The organism is Rhodococcus sp. G-MC3 (genome assembly GCF_030063335.1).
In the GTDB taxonomy this organism is placed as follows: domain Bacteria; phylum Actinomycetota; class Actinomycetes; order Mycobacteriales; family Mycobacteriaceae; genus Rhodococcoides.
The window spans coordinates 261,931-280,446 of record NZ_JASISW010000002.1 but is presented as its reverse complement, the minus strand read 5'-3'; the positions used below and the strand labels follow the sequence as shown (position 1 = coordinate 280,446).

Below are 18,516 nucleotides of genomic sequence, written 5' to 3'. Positions count from 1 at the left end.
GTCTGCGGCGTGAAGGTTGTCTGCGGCGTGGCCACGCACGTTGGCGGCCACCCTCAGTCCGACACAGGCGTCACGGTCACGTCGACCAGTCGACCCGAGCGCACGAGCTGCACGGGCGTGGATTCGCCGATCTTGCTGGACTGCACGGCAACGACGAGTTCGTCGGCGCTGGTGACCGCCCTGTCCCCCATTTTGGTGATGACGTCACCTTCGACGATCCCTGCCCGTTGTGCGGGGCCGTCCGCGCGGACGTTCGCCACTTCGGCGCCGGAGGTGGCGTCGTTGATAACCGAACGCGCGTTGATGCCGATGTCGGGGTGCTTCATCTCGCCGGTCTCGATGAGCGACTGGGCAACCTTGGTCACGTCGTCGATCGGGATGGCGAAGCCCAGTCCGACCGATCCGCCGCTCTCGCTGCGGATTGCCGAGTTGATGCCGATGACTCGGCCCTCGGCGTCGATGAGTGGTCCGCCCGAGTTACCGGGGTTGATGGCGGCGTCGGTCTGGACGGCGTCGATCACGGCGTCGGTGTCCGTTCCTTCGCCGGAGAGCCGCACCGGGCGGTCGAGGGCGCTGACGATGCCACGCGTGACGGTCTTGTTCAGCCCCAGAGGCGATCCGACGGCCACGACGTCCTCGCCGACCTGAACATCGGCCGAGTTGCCGAGCTGGGCCTCCGTGAGGTTTCCGACGTCGGTCTTGATGACTGCGAGGTCGGTCTTGATGTCGCGGCCGACGATCTTGGCGGGGACTTTGGTGCCGTCGGAGAACGTGACCTGCAGCGTGGCACGATCCGGATTGGTCGCTGCCATGGAGATGACGTGATTGTTCGTCACGATGTAGCCGGCTCCGTCGATGACGACACCCGAACCAGTTCCCGCATTCTCGCCCAGGGTCACTTGAATGGACACCACGGACGGGAGAACGGCGTCGGCGACCTTCGCTACCTGGCCCTGAGGCAGATCCTCTCCTGTCGCCTGCGTCAGATTCACTTTCTGGCTGGTGAGAGCACCTGTCACCTCGGCGGTTTCGCGGCCGATCAGACCACCGACAAGGCCGATTGCCAACGCCACCACAGCCAGAACGATCAGTGCCTTCGGCGCCACCTTTTCACCGAAGAGGACCTCGCGGACTCCGAGTTTCGGACCGACGGGCAGTACTGGAGAAGCGGGCGTTTCTGCGGCGGCGCCGCCGAGACGGACCTGCGACGACGGATCGCGCCATGGGTCCTCGGGCTCGGGTTCCGGCTGTGGGGGCCCGGCAGGAGCGTCGGGATCGCGCTGCAGTGTTTCCACCGCGTCATCGGGGCGACCGAATGCTTCGGCAAGAACCGGATCGGGTGCACGCGAGGTGATTTTCGGCGACGGCTGGACGCGCTTGTCCCTGGGGGTGAAGGAACCCTCTACATCGGACGGGCGCCCGAACGCTGCAGCCGATGCTGGATCCACCACAGGCCGATACACCGGCCGCGGCGGAAGCCTCGGTGCTTCCGGATCCCTTGGCGCATCCGAAACGGGCCCGTCTGGATCAGTAGATGTACTCACGCGTTCCCGGTACCCCTCGCTAACGTCGGTCACAGCGGCCAAGGTTACACAGCGGTGCGCTATCGGCGGCGTCTGCGAAGTCCTACAACCGACGTGACGATCACTCGACGCCGGCGTTCGGCGTCTTCCTTGGCGGAAGCCTGGGGTTCGCACATCGGAATCTGGCTGAGAAGTCCCAACAGGGACGTCGGCATCGATACGTCACCGGACTCCTTGAGAGCGGCACGGGCTTGCTGCTGGGCGTCGACTTCGGCGGCGCATTCGGGGCACTCGGCGATGTGGCGGGCGGCACGCAGATAGGCAGCCATCCGCAGTTCGCCGTCGGCGAAGGCTGCGACGGCCTCACTGGCCAGATGTTCGGTGGAGTTGAACCGCCGTGGCTCGTGGGCCTGCGCCATCCAACCCTCCTTGTAGCTAGTGGACACTTGCGTGACCCGAGTCGACCTTCCCGTGAACTCGAAGGTACTCGCGAAGCGCCGCACGTCCACGGTGGATACGGCTGCGGACCGTTCCGAGCTTCACCCCCAGTGTCGCACCGATCTCTTCGTATGACAGCCCTTCGATGTCGCACAGCACAATTGCTGCGCGAAACTCCGGTGCGAGCGAATCGAGAGCTGACTGTAGGTCGGGGTCGAGCCGTGCGTCGTGGTAGATCTGCTCGGGATTGGGAGTTTCCGACGGGACACGGTCGTAGTCCTCGGGCAGCGCTTCCATCCGAATGCGGTTGCGTCGACGGACCATGTCGAGAAACAGGTTGGTGGTGATGCGGTGGAGCCATCCTTCGAAGGTGCCGGGCTGGTAATTCGACAGCGACCTGAAGACACGGATGAACGTGTCCTGGGTCAGATCCTCGGCGTCCTGCGCGTTGCCGGACAGACGGTAGGCAAGCCGGTACACACGATCGCCGTGTTCACGGACCAGCTCGTCCCACGACGGCATGGTTGCCTCTTCACCGGTAGCGTCGAACGCGGCGGTACCAGTCAGGTCCTGCAGCGACTCGGTCTCGGGCGGCACAGCGGCGGTGACGGGCAAGCTCGGCGTGGCGAGATCTCCGTTGATCTTGTAGATGGCTGGATCCTCCTGCTCAGGAACACGTGCTGGTGCGTCCCTCGGTTACCGTGTACAACCATCGGCACCGCCGAGATGTTCCTCTTCGTGTTGCTTCTCGATCAAGCGATCACAAGTAGCTTCTCGCACCTGCGTGTGCCGCGCGTGTGAATATCCTGAGGTCCCGCTGAGAATGTAACCCGCGATCGACCGAGTCGCTCCGCGGCTCAGGCTGTGATCGCGATAACCTCGCTTCGTGCCGACAAATGCCGAGAAGATGCTCAGCTACGCCGAGGAATCCACCCAGGAAGACGAGGTACTCGTCGCGGCCCGTGAGCGAGCGATAGATCTGGGCGCAGCACCCGTGCCGCCGTCCGTCGGATCATTGCTCAGCATCTTCACTCAGATGCTCGGAGCGAAGACCGTCGTCGAGATCGGAACCGGCGCGGGCATCAGCGGTCTCTGGCTGCTCGACGGCATGCGCGACGACGGCGTCCTGACGACCATCGACACCGAGCCCGAACACCAGCGCGCGGCGAAGCAAGCATTCCGGGCAGCGGGCATCGCACCGTCTCGTACTCGGTTGATCAACGGCTGGGCACTCGATGTGCTCCCCCGGCTCGCCGACGAAGCCTACGATCTGGTGTTCGTCGACGCCAGCCCGGTCGACCACCTGCATTTCGTGCAGGAGAGCGTCAGATTGCTCAGGCCCGGCGGCGTGCTGGTGCTGCACAATGCACTGTTGGGCGGTCGGGTACCGGACTCCAATCAGCGCGACGCCACCACGGTGGCCGTGAGGGCCGCAGCCCGTGCAATCGCCGAGGACGAGCGTCTGACGACGGTACTGCTGCCGCTCGGCGATGGATTGATCTGCGCTTCGCGCATGTGAGTGGGAATACGTCCCCTGGGACGTATTTCCACTCACATGCGGCGGAGCCGCATCAGATCCAGACGCCCTTACCGACGGACACCACGCCGCCGGCGGAGACGTTGAAGCGTTCCTTGTCGCGTTCGAGGTCGACACCGATGATCTCGCCGTCGCCCACCACCACGTTCTTGTCGAGGATCGCGCGGCGCACCACCGCGCCCTTACCGATCTTGACGCCCGGCATCAGCACGCTGCCCTCGACGGTTGCTCCACTGTCGATCATCACGTTGGACGAGAGCACCGAGTTCCGTACGGTCGCGGCCGACAAAATACAGCCGGCTCCGACAACGGATTCTTGAGCGAGACCGCCCTGGACGAACTTGGCGGGCGGCAGGTTCTCGGCGGCGCCGCGAATCGGCCACCGGCGGTTGTACAGGTTGAAGATCGGATGAACGGACACGAGATCCATGTGTGCGTCGTAGAACGCGTCGATGGTCCCTACGTCACGCCAGTACCCGCGATCACGTTCGGTCGCACCCGGCACGACGTTGTCGTTGAAGTCGTAGACCGATGCGACGCCTGCCTCGACGAGGGCGGGGATGATGTCGCCGCCCATGTCGTGATCGGAATCGGTGTTCTCGGCATCGGCTTTGATGGCGTCGATGAGTACCTTGGTGGTGAAGACGTAGTTACCCATCGAGGCGTAGGTGACGTTGGGGTCGTCGGGGGTTCCCGGAGGTTGTGCAGGCTTCTCCAGGAACTGGGTGATGTTGCCGTTCTCGTCGCTGTCGATGCACCCGAACGCAAAAGCTTCGCTTCGCGGCACGCGAATCCCGGCGACCGTGACGCCTGCCCCCGAATCGATGTGCTGCTGCACCATCTGTTCCGGATCCATGCGGTACACGTGATCGGCACCGAATACGACGATGTATTCGGGATCCTCGTCGTACACGAGGTTGAGCGACTGGAAGATGGCGTCGGCGCTACCGGTGTACCAACGCGGGCCGAGGCGCTGCTGCGCCGGCACGGGCGTGATGTACTCACCCGCGAATCCGGACAGACGCCACGTCTGCGAAATGTGTCGGTCGAGCGAGTGCGACTTGTACTGAGTAAGCACGCACAGCCGGAGGTAACCGGCGTTGACGAGATTGCTCAACACGAAGTCGATCAGTCGATATGCGCCGCCGAACGGGACGGCTGGCTTAGCTCGGTCCGCGGTCATCGGGTAAAGACGTTTACCCTCACCGCCGGCAAGCACGATCCCAAGTACGTGCGGTTGTGTCCTCACACCGTAAACCTATCCGCACCGGGTGAACCTTGCTAGCAGTACACGCGTTTCGCCGAAGGAATGTAGGTTGACAGATGTGCGCGTGGCAATGATGACAAGGGAATATCCGCCTGAGGTCTACGGCGGCGCAGGTGTACACGTCACTGAACTCGCAGCGCAGTTGAAAGCGTTGTGCGAGGTGGACATCCACTGTATGGGCGCGCCGAGGGACACAGCGCAGGTCCACGATCCGGACCCGGCATTGCGCGGGGCAAACGCGGCACTGACCACACTGTCCGCCGAATTGCGCATGGCGAATGCCGCTGCAGGCGCCGACGTGGTCCACTCACACACCTGGTACACCGGCCTCGCCGGGCATCTGGCAGCCGAACTCTACGGAGTGCCGCATATTCTGACGGCCCACTCGCTGGAACCGAGACGACCGTGGAAGGCCGAGCAACTCGGCGGCGGTTACCGCATCTCGTCGTGGTCGGAAAAGAACGCGGTCGAGTACGCCGATGCCGTCATCGCGGTCAGCGAGGGCATGGCGAAGGATGTACTCGACGCCTACCCTCGCCTGGACCCGAAGCGTGTTCATGTGGTGCGCAACGGAATCGACACCCAGAATTGGCACAGCGGACCGGCAGCGGACCCGGACGATTCTGCGCTCGCTGCGATCGGCGTCGATCCGAGCCAGCCGATCGTTGCATTCGTCGGGCGAATTACACGGCAGAAGGGCGTCGGGCACCTCATCGCAGCGGCGCACATGTTCGATCCGGCGATTCAATTGGTTCTGTGCGCCGGTGCCCCTGACACCCCCGAGATCGCTGCCGAAACAGAGCGCGCGGTCGAGAAACTTCAGCAGACCCGCACCGGCGTGTTCTGGGTCAGAGAGATGCTCCCTACCGAAAAAATTCGCGAAATACTATCCGCAGCACAGGTATTCGTGTGCCCCTCTGTATACGAACCGCTGGGAATCGTCAATTTGGAGGCGATGGCCTCCGAGACCGCGGTGGTCGCGTCCGACGTCGGCGGAATCCCCGAGGTCGTCGACGACGGTGTCACCGGGCGACTCGTTCACTACAACTCGTACGAGCCCGACGTGTTCGAGCGCTCTCTGGCGAAGGCGGTGAACGAGGTCGCGCTCGACAGCGCAACCGCGACAGCCATGGGCAAAGCAGGACGCACACGCGCCGTTGCCGAATTCTCTTGGGCCGCTATCGCGCAGCAGACTCTCGACGTCTACCAGGCAGCCCTCGCACGCAGAGGCTGACCTCAGAGTGCGATGTAGCTCCCGACGACCACCGATGCCGTCACCTCGACCGATTCGGGGAGCTGAGCGATCGATTCTCTTCGCGACGCATCGGTGGAGTGCCTGGCTGACGGTCCCATCTCGACAAGGCTCGTGATACCGGAGTGCCCGAGTCTCATCGGGAACTCGACGGCCGTTCGGCTCTTCTGTTCGAACCGTCCGGCCAACGAGTCACCGAGCCGCCGGGCTTTGTCCTCGTCGACCCCGATGAGTCCGAGTGTGCCGATCAGTTCCTGCTGATGCCGCTGCGTCGGCGTCACCACCACGAGCGTGCCACCCGGTTCCAGAACGCGATGCAGCTCGGAGGCGTTCCTCGGCGAAAACACACACGTGACCGCGCCCAGTGAGCCTGAACGGACCGGGAGGCCGTGCCAGACGTCGGCGACCACCGATCCGATTCTCGGGTGTGCACGCGCTACCCGCCGCGCCGCCGCTTTCGAAACGTCGATACCGATGCCTCGTGCCCCGCTTGCCCGGACAACGGCGGCGAGGTAGTGCCCCGTCCCCGCACCGACCTCTAGGACGCTCGACCGATCACCCACCGCGTCTGTCACCGCGTGAACGATGGGATCGAAATGCCCGCCGCCCAAGAACTCGGCTCTGGCCGCGATCATCTCTGCCGAGTCGCCGACGATCTTTCCGGCGCCGCCAGGCAGCAGGCTGACGTACCCCTGCCTGGCGACGTCGAAGGTGTGCCCACGATCGCACAGCACAGCGCCATCCCCGAGGTCCAGGTCCGATGAGCAATGCGGGCAGCTCAGCAGATCGATCACGTCAGCGAGCACGACGTTGCCGTCCGGCACGGCCAACCATGGCGGGCATCACAAAGCCCCGCCTGTCCAGGACAGGCGGGGCTTGGCAGAGAAAACGAACGAGCAGTTAACCGGTGACGCCTTTCAGCTCTTCACCGAGTGCAGCTGCCTCGTCAGGGGTGAGTTCGACGACCAGGCGTCCTCCGCCTTCCAGCGGCACCCTCATCACGATCCCTCGTCCCTCTTTGGTTGCTTCGAGGGGACCGTCCCCGGTCCGGGGCTTCATCGCCGCCATCCTCTGCTCCCTCCAGATCTGCGCCGCCCAGCTCTGCGCCTCGGTCAAAAAAGATGTTCCCACCGCGGGGCGGCGGGGTTCTAGAGTCCTATTCTTCCCTATCGAGGTCGATACCGGGAACTGGAGTCGGTATTCGGGGCCGTCACGAAGCAACCCGACAGGTGATCGTCCACCATTCCGGTGGCCTGCATCAGCGCATACGCCGTGGTCGGACCGAAAAATCGCAGTCCACGGCGTTTCAGTTCCTTCGCCATGGCCGTCGATTCTGCGGTCACCGCGGGTACATCTGATATGTGATCGAGACGCATTGTTCGGGGCGTCGGCGCAAAAGACCAGAGCACGGCGTCGAGGTCGAAATTGTCGAGGACACGGGCGTTTCCGATCGCAGCCTCGATCTTGGCTCGGTTGCGGACGATCGACGCGTCGTTCATGAGGCGTTCGACGTCGACTGCACCGAAGTGCGCTACCTTTTCCGGATCGAACCCGGCGAACGCGGATCGGAAATTGTCACGTTTGCGCAGAATCGTGATCCAGGACAGCCCAGATTGAAACGCTTCGAGGCAGAGCCTCTCGTACAGCGCGTCACGGCCGTGAAGTTCGCGGCCCCATTCGGTGTCGTGATAGTCGCGATACAGCTCGTCGCCGGTGGCTCCCCACGGACAGCGCAGCAGGCCGTCGGGGCCCGGGACTGCAGTCATTTGTCGTCGGCTCGGTCGGAAGCTGAGAGATCAGAAATCTGGGCCGCAGAAAGCCTGGACCGCAGGAGGTCGATCTCCGCGCCCAGCCGATCGAGGACCCAATCGACCTCACTCTGCTTGTACCCCCTCAGCGTCTGCTGGAACCGAAGGACATCGACGTCTGCACCCGTCACACCTTCAGCGGGTAGAACCGTGGCCGTGGTTCCCTCCGGCAGGGGTTCGAGTTCCTCACCGCGTCCGAAGACAGCACTTGCCACGAAGAAAAGCAGGGCTGCAATGACGGCAATGATGACGACGTAGAGAAGAAGCGTCAGCATCGCGCAATGGTCTCATGCAGCCCCGCTCCTGATCCCCTACGGTCCCGTAATCACTACAGGGTGTTGATGGCCGGCCGATCCTCGAGCGAAACCTCGGTCGAGAACGGTACGAAAGAGTCGCCGTCGACACGGAACTGCATGAGCCCCGCTCCGGAATCGGCCATTCCGCACCGATTCAACATTGTCCCGACGATCTGGCGGCTCATCGCCCCCAGTTCGACGAGCGGGCGATTGCGGTGTTTACGAACGCCGAGGTTGACCTGGCCGATGGCGTTCAAGCCGAGGCGGTCGTATGTATCGAGCAGCAACCCGATCTCGACGCCGTATCCCGGCGCGAACGGAACTGCCGAGAGCAGTTCGCGGGTGCCCGCGTACTCGCCACCGAGAGGCTGGATGACGCCGGAGAGTTCGGGGCGCATCGCGGCCAACAGGGGGCGTGCGACGAGTTCGGTGACCCGCCCGCCTCCGTTGGCATCCTCGGTGCCGCTCGTACGCAGTGGACGGCGGTAATACCCCTTCACGAGGTGGATACCGTCACCCGTGAGCAGAGGCCCCAACAGTTTCGGGACGAAGGCCGGATCCGGGTTGATGAGATCGGAGTCGACGAAAGCGATGAGGTCGCCCGTCGAAGCTGCGACGGATCGCCACAGCACCTCTCCTTTGCCTTTCACCGGCGCGAGCCCGGGAATGGCTTCCTCGCGACTGATGACACGGGCACCTGCTGCCCTCGCGCGCTCGGCGGTGGCATCGGTCGACCCGGAGTCCAGGACGATCAGCTCGTCCACGAGTCCGCCGAGCAGGGGGTGGATGGTGTCCACCACCGCGGCGACGGTCTCTTCCTCGTTGAGTGCCGGAAGCACGACGGAGACCGTGCGCCCTCGCTTAGCCGCCTCGAGTTCTGCCAGCGACCAGGACGGAGTGTCCCAGCTGTTGGAGTCGGCCCACGATGTGTTCACCGATGTTCGATCTGCGAGCGTCATGCGAGCCCCCTTACAGTCCAGGCCGGAATCCTCGTCCCCTGTATTGCCGCCACCATGTCGACGACTCTTCTGGTCGACGCAACCTCGTGCACCCGGAACATTCGGGCGCCGCCTGCTGCGGCCAATGCTGTCGCTGCCAATGTTCCCTCCAACCGGTCGGCGAGTTCTACACCTAGAGTCTCCCCGATGAAGTCCTTGTTGCTCAGCGCCATAAGGACTGGCCATCCGGTGTTTACAAGAACGTCCACGCGACGCAACAACTCGAGCCCGTGATAGGTGTTTTTTCCGAAATCGTGGGTCGGATCGATGAGAATCGAGTCCTGGCGAACGCCGGCAGCAACAGCTTTTTCGGCCGCAGCGGTCACCTCGTCGACCACATCCGCGACTACATCGTTGTAGCGAACTCGGTGAGGGCGCGTCCTGGGGACGGCCCCGCCGGTGTGCGAGCAGACGATGCCAACGCCTTCTTCGGCGGCAACCGTCACCAGTTCCGGATCGGCGCCGGCCCAGGTGTCGTTGATCAGATCGGCCCCGACTCTGCACGCGAGGCGGGCGACTTCACTGCGCCAGGTGTCCACGGAGATGAGTAGCTCCGGGTATTGCCCCCGAATGGCTTCGACGAACGGAACGACACGCCTGATCTCCTCGGCAGCGTCGACAAGGTCGCCGGGGCCCGCCTTGACGCCGCCGATGTCGACGACGTCGGCTCCTTCGGCTACGGCACGATGAACCGACGCCATCGCGGCGTCATCGGTGAAATTTCTTCCCTTGTCGTAGAACGAATCGGGAGTGCGGTTGACGATCGCCATGACCAGGGCACGATCATCGGCGACCGGCTTACCGCAGAGAGTGCTCATGAATTCAATACTGGCACGGCGGCCGCCGGCACCTTATTTGCTGCTGGGGGCCTTGCCTGCCGCGACCTCGTCGACGTAGCCGTCGTAGGCCTTGTCGTAGCCGCCCGACTTACCGCGCAGCACGTACAGTTCGCTGTCCTCGTTGTCGCCGTACCCGAGCTTGCGCAATGCGACCTTCTGACTCTTGAACGTCGACGTCTGCTCCAGGGTCTCGACGACCCGCACGAACAGTGGCACCGCGTAGGTCGGCAGCTTGTCGTAGAGATGAGCCGCGACGGCCTTGCCGTCGAACGTCTCGCCTTCGCGAAGCGTGACCGCCGCCATGCCCGCCTTTCCGTCCGTGCCGTCGATGTCGACGCCGTAGACAACCGCACCGTCGACCGCCGGGTGGCCACCGAGAGCACCCTCGACCTGAGTCGTCGCGACATTCTCGCCCTTCCAGCGGAAGGTGTCGCCGAGACGGTCGACGAATGCGACGTGCATCCACCCCTGCTTACGGACCAGGTCACCGGTATCGAACCAGCAGTCGCCATCCTTGAAGCCGTCGCGAATCAGCTTCTTCTCGCTGGCGTCGTCGTCGGAGTAGCCGTCGAACGGAGCCCGGTCGGTGACCTTCGAGAGCAGCAGACCGACCTCGCCCGATCCGACCTTGAGGAGCTTGCCGTTCTTGCCGCGCTTGGCTTTGCCACTCTCCTCGTCGTATTCGACGACAGCGTACGGAAGCGGGCAGATCCCGGCGGTCTTCTTCATGTTCAGCGCGTTGACGAACGCGATGTTGCACTCGCTCGCGCCGTAGAACTCGGCGACGCGTTCGATGCCGAATCTTTCGGTGAACTCGTCCCAGATTTCCGGGCGCAGACCGTTGCCGACGACCAGCTTGATCGTGTTGTCGCGGTCGGAGTCCTTCTTCGGCTGGGTCAGCAGGTATCGGCAGAGCTCACCGATGTAGGTGAATGCCGTTGCCTTGTTGATCCGAACGTCTTCCCAGAAGTTACTGACCGAGAACTGCTTTCCGATGGCCATCGTCGCGCCGCCCGCGAGCACCGAAGACAGCGTCACCGTCAGCGCATTGTTGTGATAGAGCGGCAGCGCGCAGTAGATGACGTCGTCGCCGCGCAGTCGCACGCCCATGTTGCCGAGTCCCGACATGGACTTGAGCCAACGGAAGTGGCTCATCAGGCTGGCCTTGGGCATACCGGTGGTGCCCGAGGTGAAGATGTAGAACGCCTTCTCCTTGGCCAAGATCTCGGCGGTGACCGAAGGGTTGCTAGTCGACTGCTTCTTCGCGAGTTCGGCGAGCTTCTTCATGGGGAGAGCCTCGGGCGCGGTGTCCAGGGAATCGAGAGCGTCGTGCGCGCTCTCGTCGAGGACCAGTACCTTGGCCGACAGGATTTCGAGACTGTGTTCGAGGACGTCGCCGCGCTGGTTGTAGTTGAGCATCCCAGCGGTAGCGCCGAGTTTGACGGCGGCGAGTGCTGCAAACAGTGCTTCGGGGCGATTCTTGCTCAAGACTCCGACGACGTCTCCGCGCTGAACCCCAAGGTCCTCGAAGACGTGGGCGTACTGGTTGACCAGTGCGTTCGCATCCGCATAGGACGTGGACTCGCCTTCGAATCGCACGAAAGCGTGGCTACCGCGCTTAGCCGCGACGTCCTGGAAAACCTTGCCGATCGATGCTTTGTGAGTCGGCTTTCGGGTGAAGCCGGCAACCCCGCGTAGCAGGCTCGGCACCTCCGTCACCATTTTCGGTAACGCGATCGCGAGATCGGTTACACCAATTTTCTGACGGGCATCGACAGCCATGAACTCCCCTTGTGTACGGTGTGACAAAAATTACCCTACTCCAGAGTAACCTCTGTGCAAATGGTCACTCCACAGGCTCCGCTCCCGGCCATCAATGGTCACTCCGCAGGCTCCGCTCCCGGACCGGGCGAGGGCGAACAAGCGTCGAGCGCCTCCCCCACCGAAGTAGTTCTCACCAGTGCGTCCAGTGCCCGTTGTTGAACGAATCCCGTGGAGCTGAGCCCGTCGATCCACTGTAATAAACCGGCGTAATGGTCGACGGGATCGAGCAGGACGATGGGCTTGGCGTGCATCCCCAAATACCCGGCCGTCCAGGTTTCGAACAACTCCTCCAGCGTTCCGATACCGCCGGGCAGAGTGATGAACGCGTCCGCCCGATCCTCCATGATCTTCTTTCGCTCACGCATGGTGTCGGTGACGATCAATTCGTCGGCATCGACGTCGGCGACCTCACGATGGACCAACGCCTTCGGGATGACGCCGACGGTGAAGGCACCCGCTGCGCGCGCGGACTCGGCGACGGCGCCCATCATCGAGACGTTGCCACCGCCTGAGACAAGCTGCCATCCCCGCGCTCCGATTTCGGTTCCCAGTTCGCGGGCCAAGTCGATGAACGACGCGTCCACCGGACCGGACGCGCAGTAGACACAGACACTCAGACTCACAATGATTCCCCCGTAGTGCTCGTCACGATGCGGACTGCCTCCTCGACGCTGTCGGTGCAGTGGATCAGTTCCAGATCTGCCGGCGACACCTTGCCCTCGGTGACCAGAGTGTCCTTGATCCAGTCCAGCAGACCCGACCAGAATTCGGTGCCCAGCAGAACGATCGGGAACTTCGTGACCTTGCCCGTCTGCACCAGAGTGAGCGCCTCGAACAACTCGTCGAGCGTACCGAACCCACCGGGTAGACAAACGAACGCCTGGGAGTACTTGACGAACATCGTCTTTCGAACGAAGAAGTACCGAAAGTTGATTCCCAGATCCACCCAGTCGTTGAGTCCCTGCTCGAACGGAAGCTCGATTCCGAGACCGATGGAGAAGCCGTCGGCGCTGCTCGCGCCGCGATTGGCACCCTCCATCACGCCGGGCCCGCCGCCGGTGATGACTGCGAAACCTGCCTCGGCCAAGGCAGTTCCGAGTTCGCGGCTGCGCTGGTAGTCGACATGATCTCGGGGCGTACGCGCAGAACCGAAAACGGTGACCGCTTTGGGCACCTCGGCGAGAGCGCCGAACCCCTCGACGAATTCGCTCTGGATGCGCAGCACTCGCCAGGTATCGGAGTGAATCCAGTTGCCCGGCCCGCGCTGGTCGAGCAATCTCTGATCGGACGTGGTGGACTCGGAGTTGCGTCCGCGACGTAGAACAACCGGGCCCTTGTGCTTTACTGCCTTCTCCTCATCCATGCCGACAAGGCTATCCGGCGGTCGAGTTATCGAGTTGCAGATAACCCCTGAGGACGCGGGTGACGTCGGTGATCTGCGCCGTCGGCACTCGCTCGTCACGCTTGTGAGCAAGGTTCGGATCGCCTGGGCCATAGTTCACGGCGGGGATCCCGAGCGCGGAGAACCGCGATACGTCGGTCCAGCCGTACTTGGCCCGGAACTGCCCGCCCGCAGCCTCGATCAGTGCAGCTGCCGCAGGCGCCGACAAGCCGGGCAGCGCACCGGGAGAGGAATCGGTGACGTCGAATCCCAGATCCAGACCGTCGACAACCTCATGGACATGCTCGACGGCCTGCTCCACACTCCGGTCGGGAGCGAACCGAAAGTTCACATCGAGTTCGGCCGCATCGGGAACGACGTTGCCCGCAACGCCGCCGGAGATTCGGACCGCCTGCAATCCCTCGCGATATACACAACCGTCGATGTCGACTTGCCGTGCCCGATACGCCGCGAGCCTGTTCAGCACCGCCCCGAACTTGTGAATAGCGTTGTCTCCCAACCACGAACGCGCGCTGTGCGCACGAGTTCCCTTGGCCGAGAGCCGAACTCGCAAAGTACCCTGACAACCGGCTTCGATGTATCCGCCCGTCGGTTCACCCAGGATCGCAACGTCGGCCTTCAGCCACTCGGGAAGTTCGCGTTCGATCCGGCCGAGGCCGTTCTTGGCAGCCTCGATCTCCTCGCAGTCGTAGAACACGAGGGTCATATCGTGCACCGGTTCGGCGATGGTCGCCGCGAGATGCAGAAAGACAGCATCCCCTGACTTCATGTCCACGGTGCCACACCCGTGGATGACGTCGCCGTCGGAGTGTCCGGGTTCCCGGCGGCTCGGCACGTTGTCGGCGATCGGGACAGTGTCGAGGTGGCCTGCGAGCATGACACGACTGCCCAGTCCGCGGTTCGTCCGAGCAAGCACCACGTTGCCGTTGCGCACGATCTCGAATCCGGTGGTCTGGCCGCGAAGTGCCGCTTCCACGGCGTCGGCAATGACGGACTCGTCCTCCGAGACCGAGGGAATGTCGACCAGCGCAGCGGTCAGATCGATCGGGTCGGAATGCAGATCAAGCTCGGGAAAACTCACTCAGGCAGCTTAAATCCTTCCACCCGGGATCTCGTACACCGCGCCGTCGAAGCCTGCCCGGAACAACCGTCCGGCAGAGAATCCCTGGTCACCGCGCCCGTAGATGACCACGCTCGAGGTCGGGATACCGCTGCCGAGGACGCAGTACTGCCCTGGCGCCTCGATGCGGACGATCTGGCCGCGGACATTGAACGGAACGACCGCCTTACCCGCGGGATCGATGGTGAGACCATCGGGAGCACTCAGCGATTCGAGCCCGTCCAGATCGAGAATGCTCTCGGGAGCCGACGGGTTGGCGATCGGGATTCTGCTGACCCCCGAGTTCACGAACGTCCGGGACACGTAGAGGTACTGGCCCGCCTCGTCGAGCACGGCGCCGTTTGCACTGGGGAATCGAGCCCACGCCGGATTCACCGTGCCGTCGGGCTTGATCTGACCGATGAGACTACCGAAATCATTTGTGGCGTAGACGGTTCCATCTCTTGCAACCGCGAGCCCATTGGCCGCACTGAGCCCGGTGGCGAAGGTACTCGTCGCAAGGGTATCGACGTTCAACCGGACGATTCCTGCAGCCTTCACGACATCGCCGACGAGAACGAGCGGGTTGGCGCCGTAGCCGACGAGCAGGGTGCCGTCGGGCATCCAGGCGAGCGCTCCGCCTCCGCCGGGGACCGTCGCGATCGGATAGGGCGTAAGGCCAGGGGCGTCGATTCGGTAGACGCGGCTACTGAAAATGTCGGTGGTGTACATCCGGCCGAGCCCGTCGACCGCGAGGCCTTCCAGTGCAGCGCCGCCGATCTGCGCAACCTTCACCGGGGTCGCGCCCGCTCCGGCGCAGGTGGGCGCCGCCGACGCTACCGGAGACTGCACCACCGCCGCCCCAGCGCAGAGCATTGCAACAACGGCCGACCGTCGAATTATGGTCGAGATTTTCACAGCTGATCCCCCGGATCGATTAGGTTCCCCACTACCTCCCTCATGTCTACACCCCAACCCCGTATTCTCGTTTCCTGTGAGCGCACAGGGAGCATCTGCAATTGGAATTGCCAACATCACCACCGGCGGTGTCGTTCTCGACACCTGGTACCCGAGCCCCGAGCTCGGTGAATACGCCGAAAGCGGCACCGTACGGCTGAGCGGTTCGGACATCCCGACCGAGTTCGCCGAGCTGATCGGACCGGACGAAGCCCGTGGGGTCGACGTCGTCGCGGTGCGCACCACCATCGCGTCCCTCGACGACGCCCCGACCGACGCCCATGACGTCTACCTTCGCCTGCATCTGCTGTCCCACCGCCTGATCCAGCCGCACGGCCTGAATCTGGACGGCCAGTTCGGCTTCCTCGCCAATGTGGTCTGGACCAACTTCGGACCCGCTGCGGTCGAGGGATTCGAGACCGTCCGCGCCCGCCTCCGCGCACGCGGACAGGTCACCGTCTCCAGCATCGACAAGTTTCCTCGCCTGGTCGACTACGTCGTGCCTTCCGGTGTTCGCATTGCCGACGCCGACCGTGTCCGCCTGGGTGCGCACCTGGCCAGCGGAACTACGGTCATGCACGAGGGATTCGTCAATTTCAACGCCGGAACCCTCGGCAACTCGATGGTCGAGGGGCGGATCTCCGCCGGTGTCGTCGTCGGTGACGGATCCGACGTCGGCGGCGGAGCATCGATCATGGGCACTCTGTCCGGCGGCGGCAAGAACGTCATCTCCGTCGGTAAGAGCTGCCTGCTCGGCGCCAACTCCGGCCTCGGCATCTCTCTCGGCGACGACTGCGTCGTCGAGGCCGGCCTCTACATCACCGCAGGTACCAAGGTCAGCGGCCCCGACGGCACTGTCGTCAAGGCCGCCACCCTCAGCGGAAACAGCAACCTGCTGTTCCGTCGTAACTCCGTATCGGGTGCCGTCGAGGTCGTGCCGTGGAAGGGCACGGGCGTCGAGTTGAACGCCGCATTGCACGCGAACGACTGACCCCACCTGGCCGGGAGTCGGTCGAACCTCAATGTCATGAGGCATGATAAACATGTGAACATACCGACTCCCCGCTTTCGGTTACCGGTGTTCGGCGACGTCATCGACGAGAACTTGCGGCCGTGGCCGTCGGCGCCCACCTGCTTCCGAAAGGCCCGCAAGGACATCTCCCTCGCGTCCGGCACGGGTGTATGGAGGTGCATCGGACGCCAATTCGCGTTGCACGAATCGGTGTCGACTCTTGCAGAGTTGATGCGCGCGTTCGAATTCGAACTCGAGGATGGCTACCGACTGGATATCCAGGAGTCATTGACACTGAAACCGCAGAACACGCGGATGAAGGTGCAGCGGCGATGAGCGCCTCGCAGCCGGAGTGGGTTTTGATCGAGACACTGGTACCGGGCGAGATGAATATCGTCGCCAAGGGCGGAAGTCCCAGAAGCCTCGACGAATCTCTGTCCGTTCAGCGACTCTCGCCGGACTCGAAGATCGTGGTCGATGCTTTTTTGCAGCGCGCCTACGACGCTGCCACGCGCTACGAGGAAGTCGTCGACATTCGGCGCCGCAACGGGACGACGCCGATCAGACTCCTCGCGCACCCGGTAGTCGGGCCGACGGGGGCAACCCATGCTCTACAACTGTGGATCGGCCAGGCAGATCTCGATCCTGGCTTCCCGCGCACGGTCTCAGCAGTGAGTTGGCTGTTGGAGAAGGGTGTCATTGCGCAGACGCTGGAGGCCTCGATGATGTCGGGAGTCGAACCGGTCGCACACGTTCCGGAGCGAACTCCCGCCGAGTACTACGCGAAATCCATTCGGTTCGATGACACAGCGGGATTGTTCGCCCTGTGCCTGGCCCCCGCCGAGGGTGGTTTTTGGGAAGGCTCGTTCAGCGTCCTGCACGCCGACGGCCGAATCATGCGGTGGCACTGCCATGCTCGCGCGTGCCTCGATCCGGGTGAGATCGGTGTTCGGGTTCTCTGGCACGACGTCACCGACACCATCGAGCCGGACAAGCCGATCCTCGATGTCCTCGCACGGCAGCGGGGAATGGAGGCCCTCGGCATCTACCCGGCGCTGCTGGTCCCGGCCCGCGGGTATCTGGCGATGTGGCTCTGCGACACGACACCGCCGTGGGTGCAGTGGCGCGACGTCTCCTCCGGGGAGGACGTGTTCCACCCCGACGACCGACCTCTCATCGCGGCAGCGCACCAACGACTCCACAGAGGCAACGACCACGATGTGGTGGGTAACGACCACGAAGAGATCGCCGTGCGAACAAGGTCTCGCGAAGAGCCAGGCGGTTGGGCGCCGACGCGCATGCGCATCTCGTCCTATCCGGGAGACCTCGGTCGGTATCTCGCCGTGGTCGACATGTACCGCGACTAGCCGATCTTTGCGAGGGACTCCAGGGTGCGGGCGACGGCTCGCGCGGCCTCGGTGCCCTTCTTCTCCAGGTGGGACGAGAAGAACTCGTTGTGGTCGGCGTGCTCGTGGAAGTGGTGCGGCGTCAGGACGACGGAGAACACCGGCACATCGGTATCGAGCTGAACTCGCATGAGTCCGTCGATAACCGCAGTCTCCACGAACTCGTGACGGTAGATTCCGCCGTCGACCACGAGTGCTGCGGCGACGATCGCCGAGTACCGGCCGGTGCGCGCGAGACGCTGCGCATGCAGCGGTATCTCGAATGCACCCGGTACCTCGTACACGTCGACATCACCGTCGAATTCTGCGACAAATCCCTGACGGGCGCGATCGACGAGGTCGCTGTGCCAAGTAGCTTGGATGAAGGCAACTGTTCCAGAGGCAGGGGTTCGAGTAACAACAGTTTCGGGCATGGCGTTGGTCATTCCTTGACTTTAGTCATTCCAATAGGTCGAGAGTTCTTTCGTCCGGCACTGCGCCGAAGTATTTGTTCAGAACCCTGCCGAACACCGCGATGCCGGGTCCTGCCTCCGCGAAGAGCGTCATCGACGAGTGCAATTTCAGATCGTCGGGATACCCGAAAATCTCGCTGACCGTCTTCCCCTCGATCTTGTCCACCAGGTTCGCGGCCTGCTGCAGTCGCGGTCCGAGAACCTCGTGCGAAAGATATAGTTTCGCCTCGGTGAGGTCCGCGATCCCGTAATGCTGGGCGGTGGCGCTGAGGCCGAGACCGGACAGCTGCGGAAACACGAACCACATCCAATGAGTCTGCTTCTGCCCGGCTTTCAACTCTTTCCGCACAGCGGGCCACACGGCATCCTGCGCGTCGACGAATCGCTGCAGATCGTAGTCGGGCAC

22 protein-coding genes are annotated in these 18,516 nt (G+C 63.4%); 5 read left to right on the top strand and 17 right to left on the bottom strand.

What is annotated here, in order from left to right; genetic code table 11:
• Positions 1-53 precede the first annotated feature (53 nt).
• Genes QMK17_RS03205 through sigE form a run of 3 tightly spaced genes read right to left on the bottom strand, consistent with a single transcriptional unit; the run spans position 54 to position 2,576 of the window.
• Positions 54-1,586: a S1C family serine protease gene (locus tag QMK17_RS03205; RefSeq protein WP_283506973.1), complete on the bottom strand. Its 1,533-nt coding sequence runs from the start codon at positions 1,584-1,586 to the stop codon at positions 54-56.
• Positions 1,587-1,603: 17 nt separating this feature from the next.
• Positions 1,604-1,942: a hypothetical protein gene (locus QMK17_RS03200; RefSeq protein ID WP_283506972.1), complete on the bottom strand. Its 339-nt coding sequence runs from the start codon at positions 1,940-1,942 to the stop codon at positions 1,604-1,606.
• A gap of 16 nt (positions 1,943-1,958) precedes the next feature.
• Positions 1,959-2,576 (bottom strand): RNA polymerase sigma factor SigE, encoded by a 618-nt coding sequence (gene sigE, locus QMK17_RS03195; protein ID WP_283506971.1) that lies wholly within the window; start codon positions 2,574-2,576, stop codon positions 1,959-1,961.
• A gap of 292 nt (positions 2,577-2,868) precedes the next feature.
• Here sigE and QMK17_RS03190 point away from each other — a divergent pair, with 292 nt between their 5' ends.
• Entirely contained in the window at positions 2,869-3,480 is a 612-nt protein-coding gene (locus tag QMK17_RS03190) for an O-methyltransferase (RefSeq protein WP_283507040.1), read from the top strand.
• Between the two features lie 52 nt (positions 3,481-3,532).
• Here the strand turns inward: QMK17_RS03190 and glgC are convergent, their stop codons facing one another.
• Positions 3,533-4,747, bottom strand: a complete 1,215-nt coding sequence (gene glgC, locus QMK17_RS03185) for a glucose-1-phosphate adenylyltransferase (RefSeq protein WP_283506970.1) — start codon at positions 4,745-4,747, stop codon at positions 3,533-3,535.
• Positions 4,748-4,823: 76 nt separating this feature from the next.
• On the opposite strand from glgC, the gene glgA reads away from it, so the two are divergent.
• Positions 4,824-5,999, top strand: a complete 1,176-nt coding sequence (gene glgA / locus QMK17_RS03180) for a glycogen synthase (protein WP_283507039.1) — start codon at positions 4,824-4,826, stop codon at positions 5,997-5,999.
• 2 nt (positions 6,000-6,001) lie between these two features.
• Here glgA and QMK17_RS03175 read toward each other — a convergent pair whose 3' ends face one another.
• The 11 genes from QMK17_RS03175 to QMK17_RS03125 form a co-directional block, all read right to left on the bottom strand.
• Positions 6,002-6,823, bottom strand: coding sequence for a putative RNA methyltransferase (locus QMK17_RS03175; RefSeq protein WP_283507038.1), 822 nt, complete (start codon positions 6,821-6,823; stop codon positions 6,002-6,004).
• Between the two features lie 94 nt (positions 6,824-6,917).
• Complete coding sequence (locus QMK17_RS03170) at positions 6,918-7,085, bottom strand: DUF3117 domain-containing protein (RefSeq protein WP_068369835.1); 168 nt, start codon at positions 7,083-7,085, stop codon at positions 6,918-6,920.
• 98 nt (positions 7,086-7,183) lie between these two features.
• The gene (locus tag QMK17_RS03165; protein WP_283506969.1) at positions 7,184-7,783 is read right to left on the bottom strand and encodes a DNA-3-methyladenine glycosylase I; all 600 of its coding nucleotides are present in this window, start codon (positions 7,781-7,783) and stop codon (positions 7,184-7,186) included.
• Positions 7,780-8,100 (bottom strand): DivIVA domain-containing protein, encoded by a 321-nt coding sequence (locus QMK17_RS03160; protein ID WP_283506968.1) that lies wholly within the window; start codon positions 8,098-8,100, stop codon positions 7,780-7,782. The genes QMK17_RS03165 and QMK17_RS03160 overlap by 4 nt, the downstream gene beginning before the upstream one ends.
• A 53-nt stretch (positions 8,101-8,153) precedes the next feature.
• Positions 8,154-9,080, bottom strand: a complete 927-nt coding sequence (locus QMK17_RS03155) for a glucosyl-3-phosphoglycerate synthase (protein ID WP_283506967.1) — start codon at positions 9,078-9,080, stop codon at positions 8,154-8,156.
• Positions 9,077-9,937 (bottom strand): dihydropteroate synthase, encoded by an 861-nt coding sequence (folP, locus tag QMK17_RS03150; RefSeq protein ID WP_283506966.1) that lies wholly within the window; start codon positions 9,935-9,937, stop codon positions 9,077-9,079. Before folP ends, QMK17_RS03155 begins: the two co-directional genes overlap by 4 nt.
• 33 nt (positions 9,938-9,970) lie before the next feature.
• Positions 9,971-11,740, bottom strand: coding sequence for a long-chain-acyl-CoA synthetase (locus QMK17_RS03145; RefSeq protein ID WP_283506965.1), 1,770 nt, complete (start codon positions 11,738-11,740; stop codon positions 9,971-9,973).
• A 98-nt stretch (positions 11,741-11,838) separates the two neighbouring features.
• Positions 11,839-12,405: a TIGR00730 family Rossman fold protein gene (locus tag QMK17_RS03140; RefSeq protein WP_283506964.1), complete on the bottom strand. Its 567-nt coding sequence runs from the start codon at positions 12,403-12,405 to the stop codon at positions 11,839-11,841.
• A complete protein-coding gene (locus QMK17_RS03135) occupies positions 12,402-13,145 on the bottom strand; it encodes a TIGR00730 family Rossman fold protein (RefSeq protein WP_283506963.1) in 744 nt (247 codons plus the stop codon). The genes QMK17_RS03140 and QMK17_RS03135 overlap by 4 nt, the downstream gene beginning before the upstream one ends.
• A 10-nt stretch (positions 13,146-13,155) precedes the next feature.
• Positions 13,156-14,265, bottom strand: coding sequence for a succinyl-diaminopimelate desuccinylase (gene dapE, locus QMK17_RS03130; RefSeq protein WP_283506962.1), 1,110 nt, complete (start codon positions 14,263-14,265; stop codon positions 13,156-13,158).
• Positions 14,266-14,274: 9 nt separating this feature from the next.
• Positions 14,275-15,159: an SMP-30/gluconolactonase/LRE family protein gene (locus QMK17_RS03125; RefSeq protein ID WP_283507037.1), complete on the bottom strand. Its 885-nt coding sequence runs from the start codon at positions 15,157-15,159 to the stop codon at positions 14,275-14,277.
• Positions 15,160-15,277: 118 nt separating this feature from the next.
• Between QMK17_RS03125 and dapD the strand changes: the two genes are divergently transcribed.
• Genes dapD through QMK17_RS03110 form a run of 3 tightly spaced genes read left to right on the top strand, consistent with a single transcriptional unit; the run spans position 15,278 to position 17,619 of the window.
• Positions 15,278-16,231 carry a 2,3,4,5-tetrahydropyridine-2,6-dicarboxylate N-succinyltransferase gene (dapD, locus tag QMK17_RS03120; RefSeq protein WP_283506961.1) on the top strand — a complete coding sequence of 318 codons (954 nt, stop codon included), beginning with the start codon at positions 15,278-15,280 and terminating at the stop codon, positions 16,229-16,231.
• Positions 16,232-16,285: 54 nt separating this feature from the next.
• Positions 16,286-16,588 carry a cytochrome P450 gene (locus tag QMK17_RS03115; RefSeq protein ID WP_283506960.1) on the top strand — a complete coding sequence of 101 codons (303 nt, stop codon included), beginning with the start codon at positions 16,286-16,288 and terminating at the stop codon, positions 16,586-16,588.
• Complete coding sequence (locus QMK17_RS03110) at positions 16,585-17,619, top strand: GAF domain-containing protein (protein WP_283506959.1); 1,035 nt, start codon at positions 16,585-16,587, stop codon at positions 17,617-17,619. The genes QMK17_RS03115 and QMK17_RS03110 overlap by 4 nt, the downstream gene beginning before the upstream one ends.
• Here the strand turns inward: QMK17_RS03110 and QMK17_RS03105 are convergent.
• Both QMK17_RS03105 and QMK17_RS03100 read right to left on the bottom strand, forming a co-directional pair.
• Complete coding sequence (locus QMK17_RS03105; protein WP_283506958.1) at positions 17,616-18,083, bottom strand: 6,7-dimethyl-8-ribityllumazine synthase; 468 nt, start codon at positions 18,081-18,083, stop codon at positions 17,616-17,618. The two genes, QMK17_RS03110 and QMK17_RS03105, sit on opposite strands and share 4 nt — an antisense overlap.
• A 13-nt stretch (positions 18,084-18,096) precedes the next feature.
• On the bottom strand, positions 18,097-18,516 hold the full coding sequence (locus tag QMK17_RS03100; protein WP_283506957.1) for a DUF1810 domain-containing protein: 420 nt from the start codon (positions 18,514-18,516) through the stop codon (positions 18,097-18,099).

Coding starts and splice junctions, on each gene's coding strand:
- QMK17_RS03200 (WP_283506972.1), bottom strand. CDS start 1,942: ATGGCGCAGGCCCACGAGCCACGGCGGTTCAACTCCACCGAACATCTG.
- QMK17_RS03190 (WP_283507040.1), top strand. CDS start 2,869: ATGCTCAGCTACGCCGAGGAATCCACCCAGGAAGACGAGGTACTCGTC.
- QMK17_RS03170 (WP_068369835.1), bottom strand. CDS start 7,085: ATGGCGGCGATGAAGCCCCGGACCGGGGACGGTCCCCTCGAAGCAACC.
- QMK17_RS03165 (WP_283506969.1), bottom strand. CDS start 7,783: ATGACTGCAGTCCCGGGCCCCGACGGCCTGCTGCGCTGTCCGTGGGGA.
- QMK17_RS03160 (WP_283506968.1), bottom strand. CDS start 8,100: ATGCTGACGCTTCTTCTCTACGTCGTCATCATTGCCGTCATTGCAGCC.
- QMK17_RS03155 (WP_283506967.1), bottom strand. CDS start 9,080: ATGACGCTCGCAGATCGAACATCGGTGAACACATCGTGGGCCGACTCC.
- folP (WP_283506966.1), bottom strand. CDS start 9,937: ATGAGCACTCTCTGCGGTAAGCCGGTCGCCGATGATCGTGCCCTGGTC.
- QMK17_RS03145 (WP_283506965.1), bottom strand. CDS start 11,740: ATGGCTGTCGATGCCCGTCAGAAAATTGGTGTAACCGATCTCGCGATC.
- QMK17_RS03135 (WP_283506963.1), bottom strand. CDS start 13,145: ATGGATGAGGAGAAGGCAGTAAAGCACAAGGGCCCGGTTGTTCTACGT.
- QMK17_RS03125 (WP_283507037.1), bottom strand. CDS start 15,159: ATGCTCTGCGCTGGGGCGGCGGTGGTGCAGTCTCCGGTAGCGTCGGCG.
- QMK17_RS03110 (WP_283506959.1), top strand. CDS start 16,585: ATGAGCGCCTCGCAGCCGGAGTGGGTTTTGATCGAGACACTGGTACCG.
- QMK17_RS03105 (WP_283506958.1), bottom strand. CDS start 18,083: ATGACCAACGCCATGCCCGAAACTGTTGTTACTCGAACCCCTGCCTCT.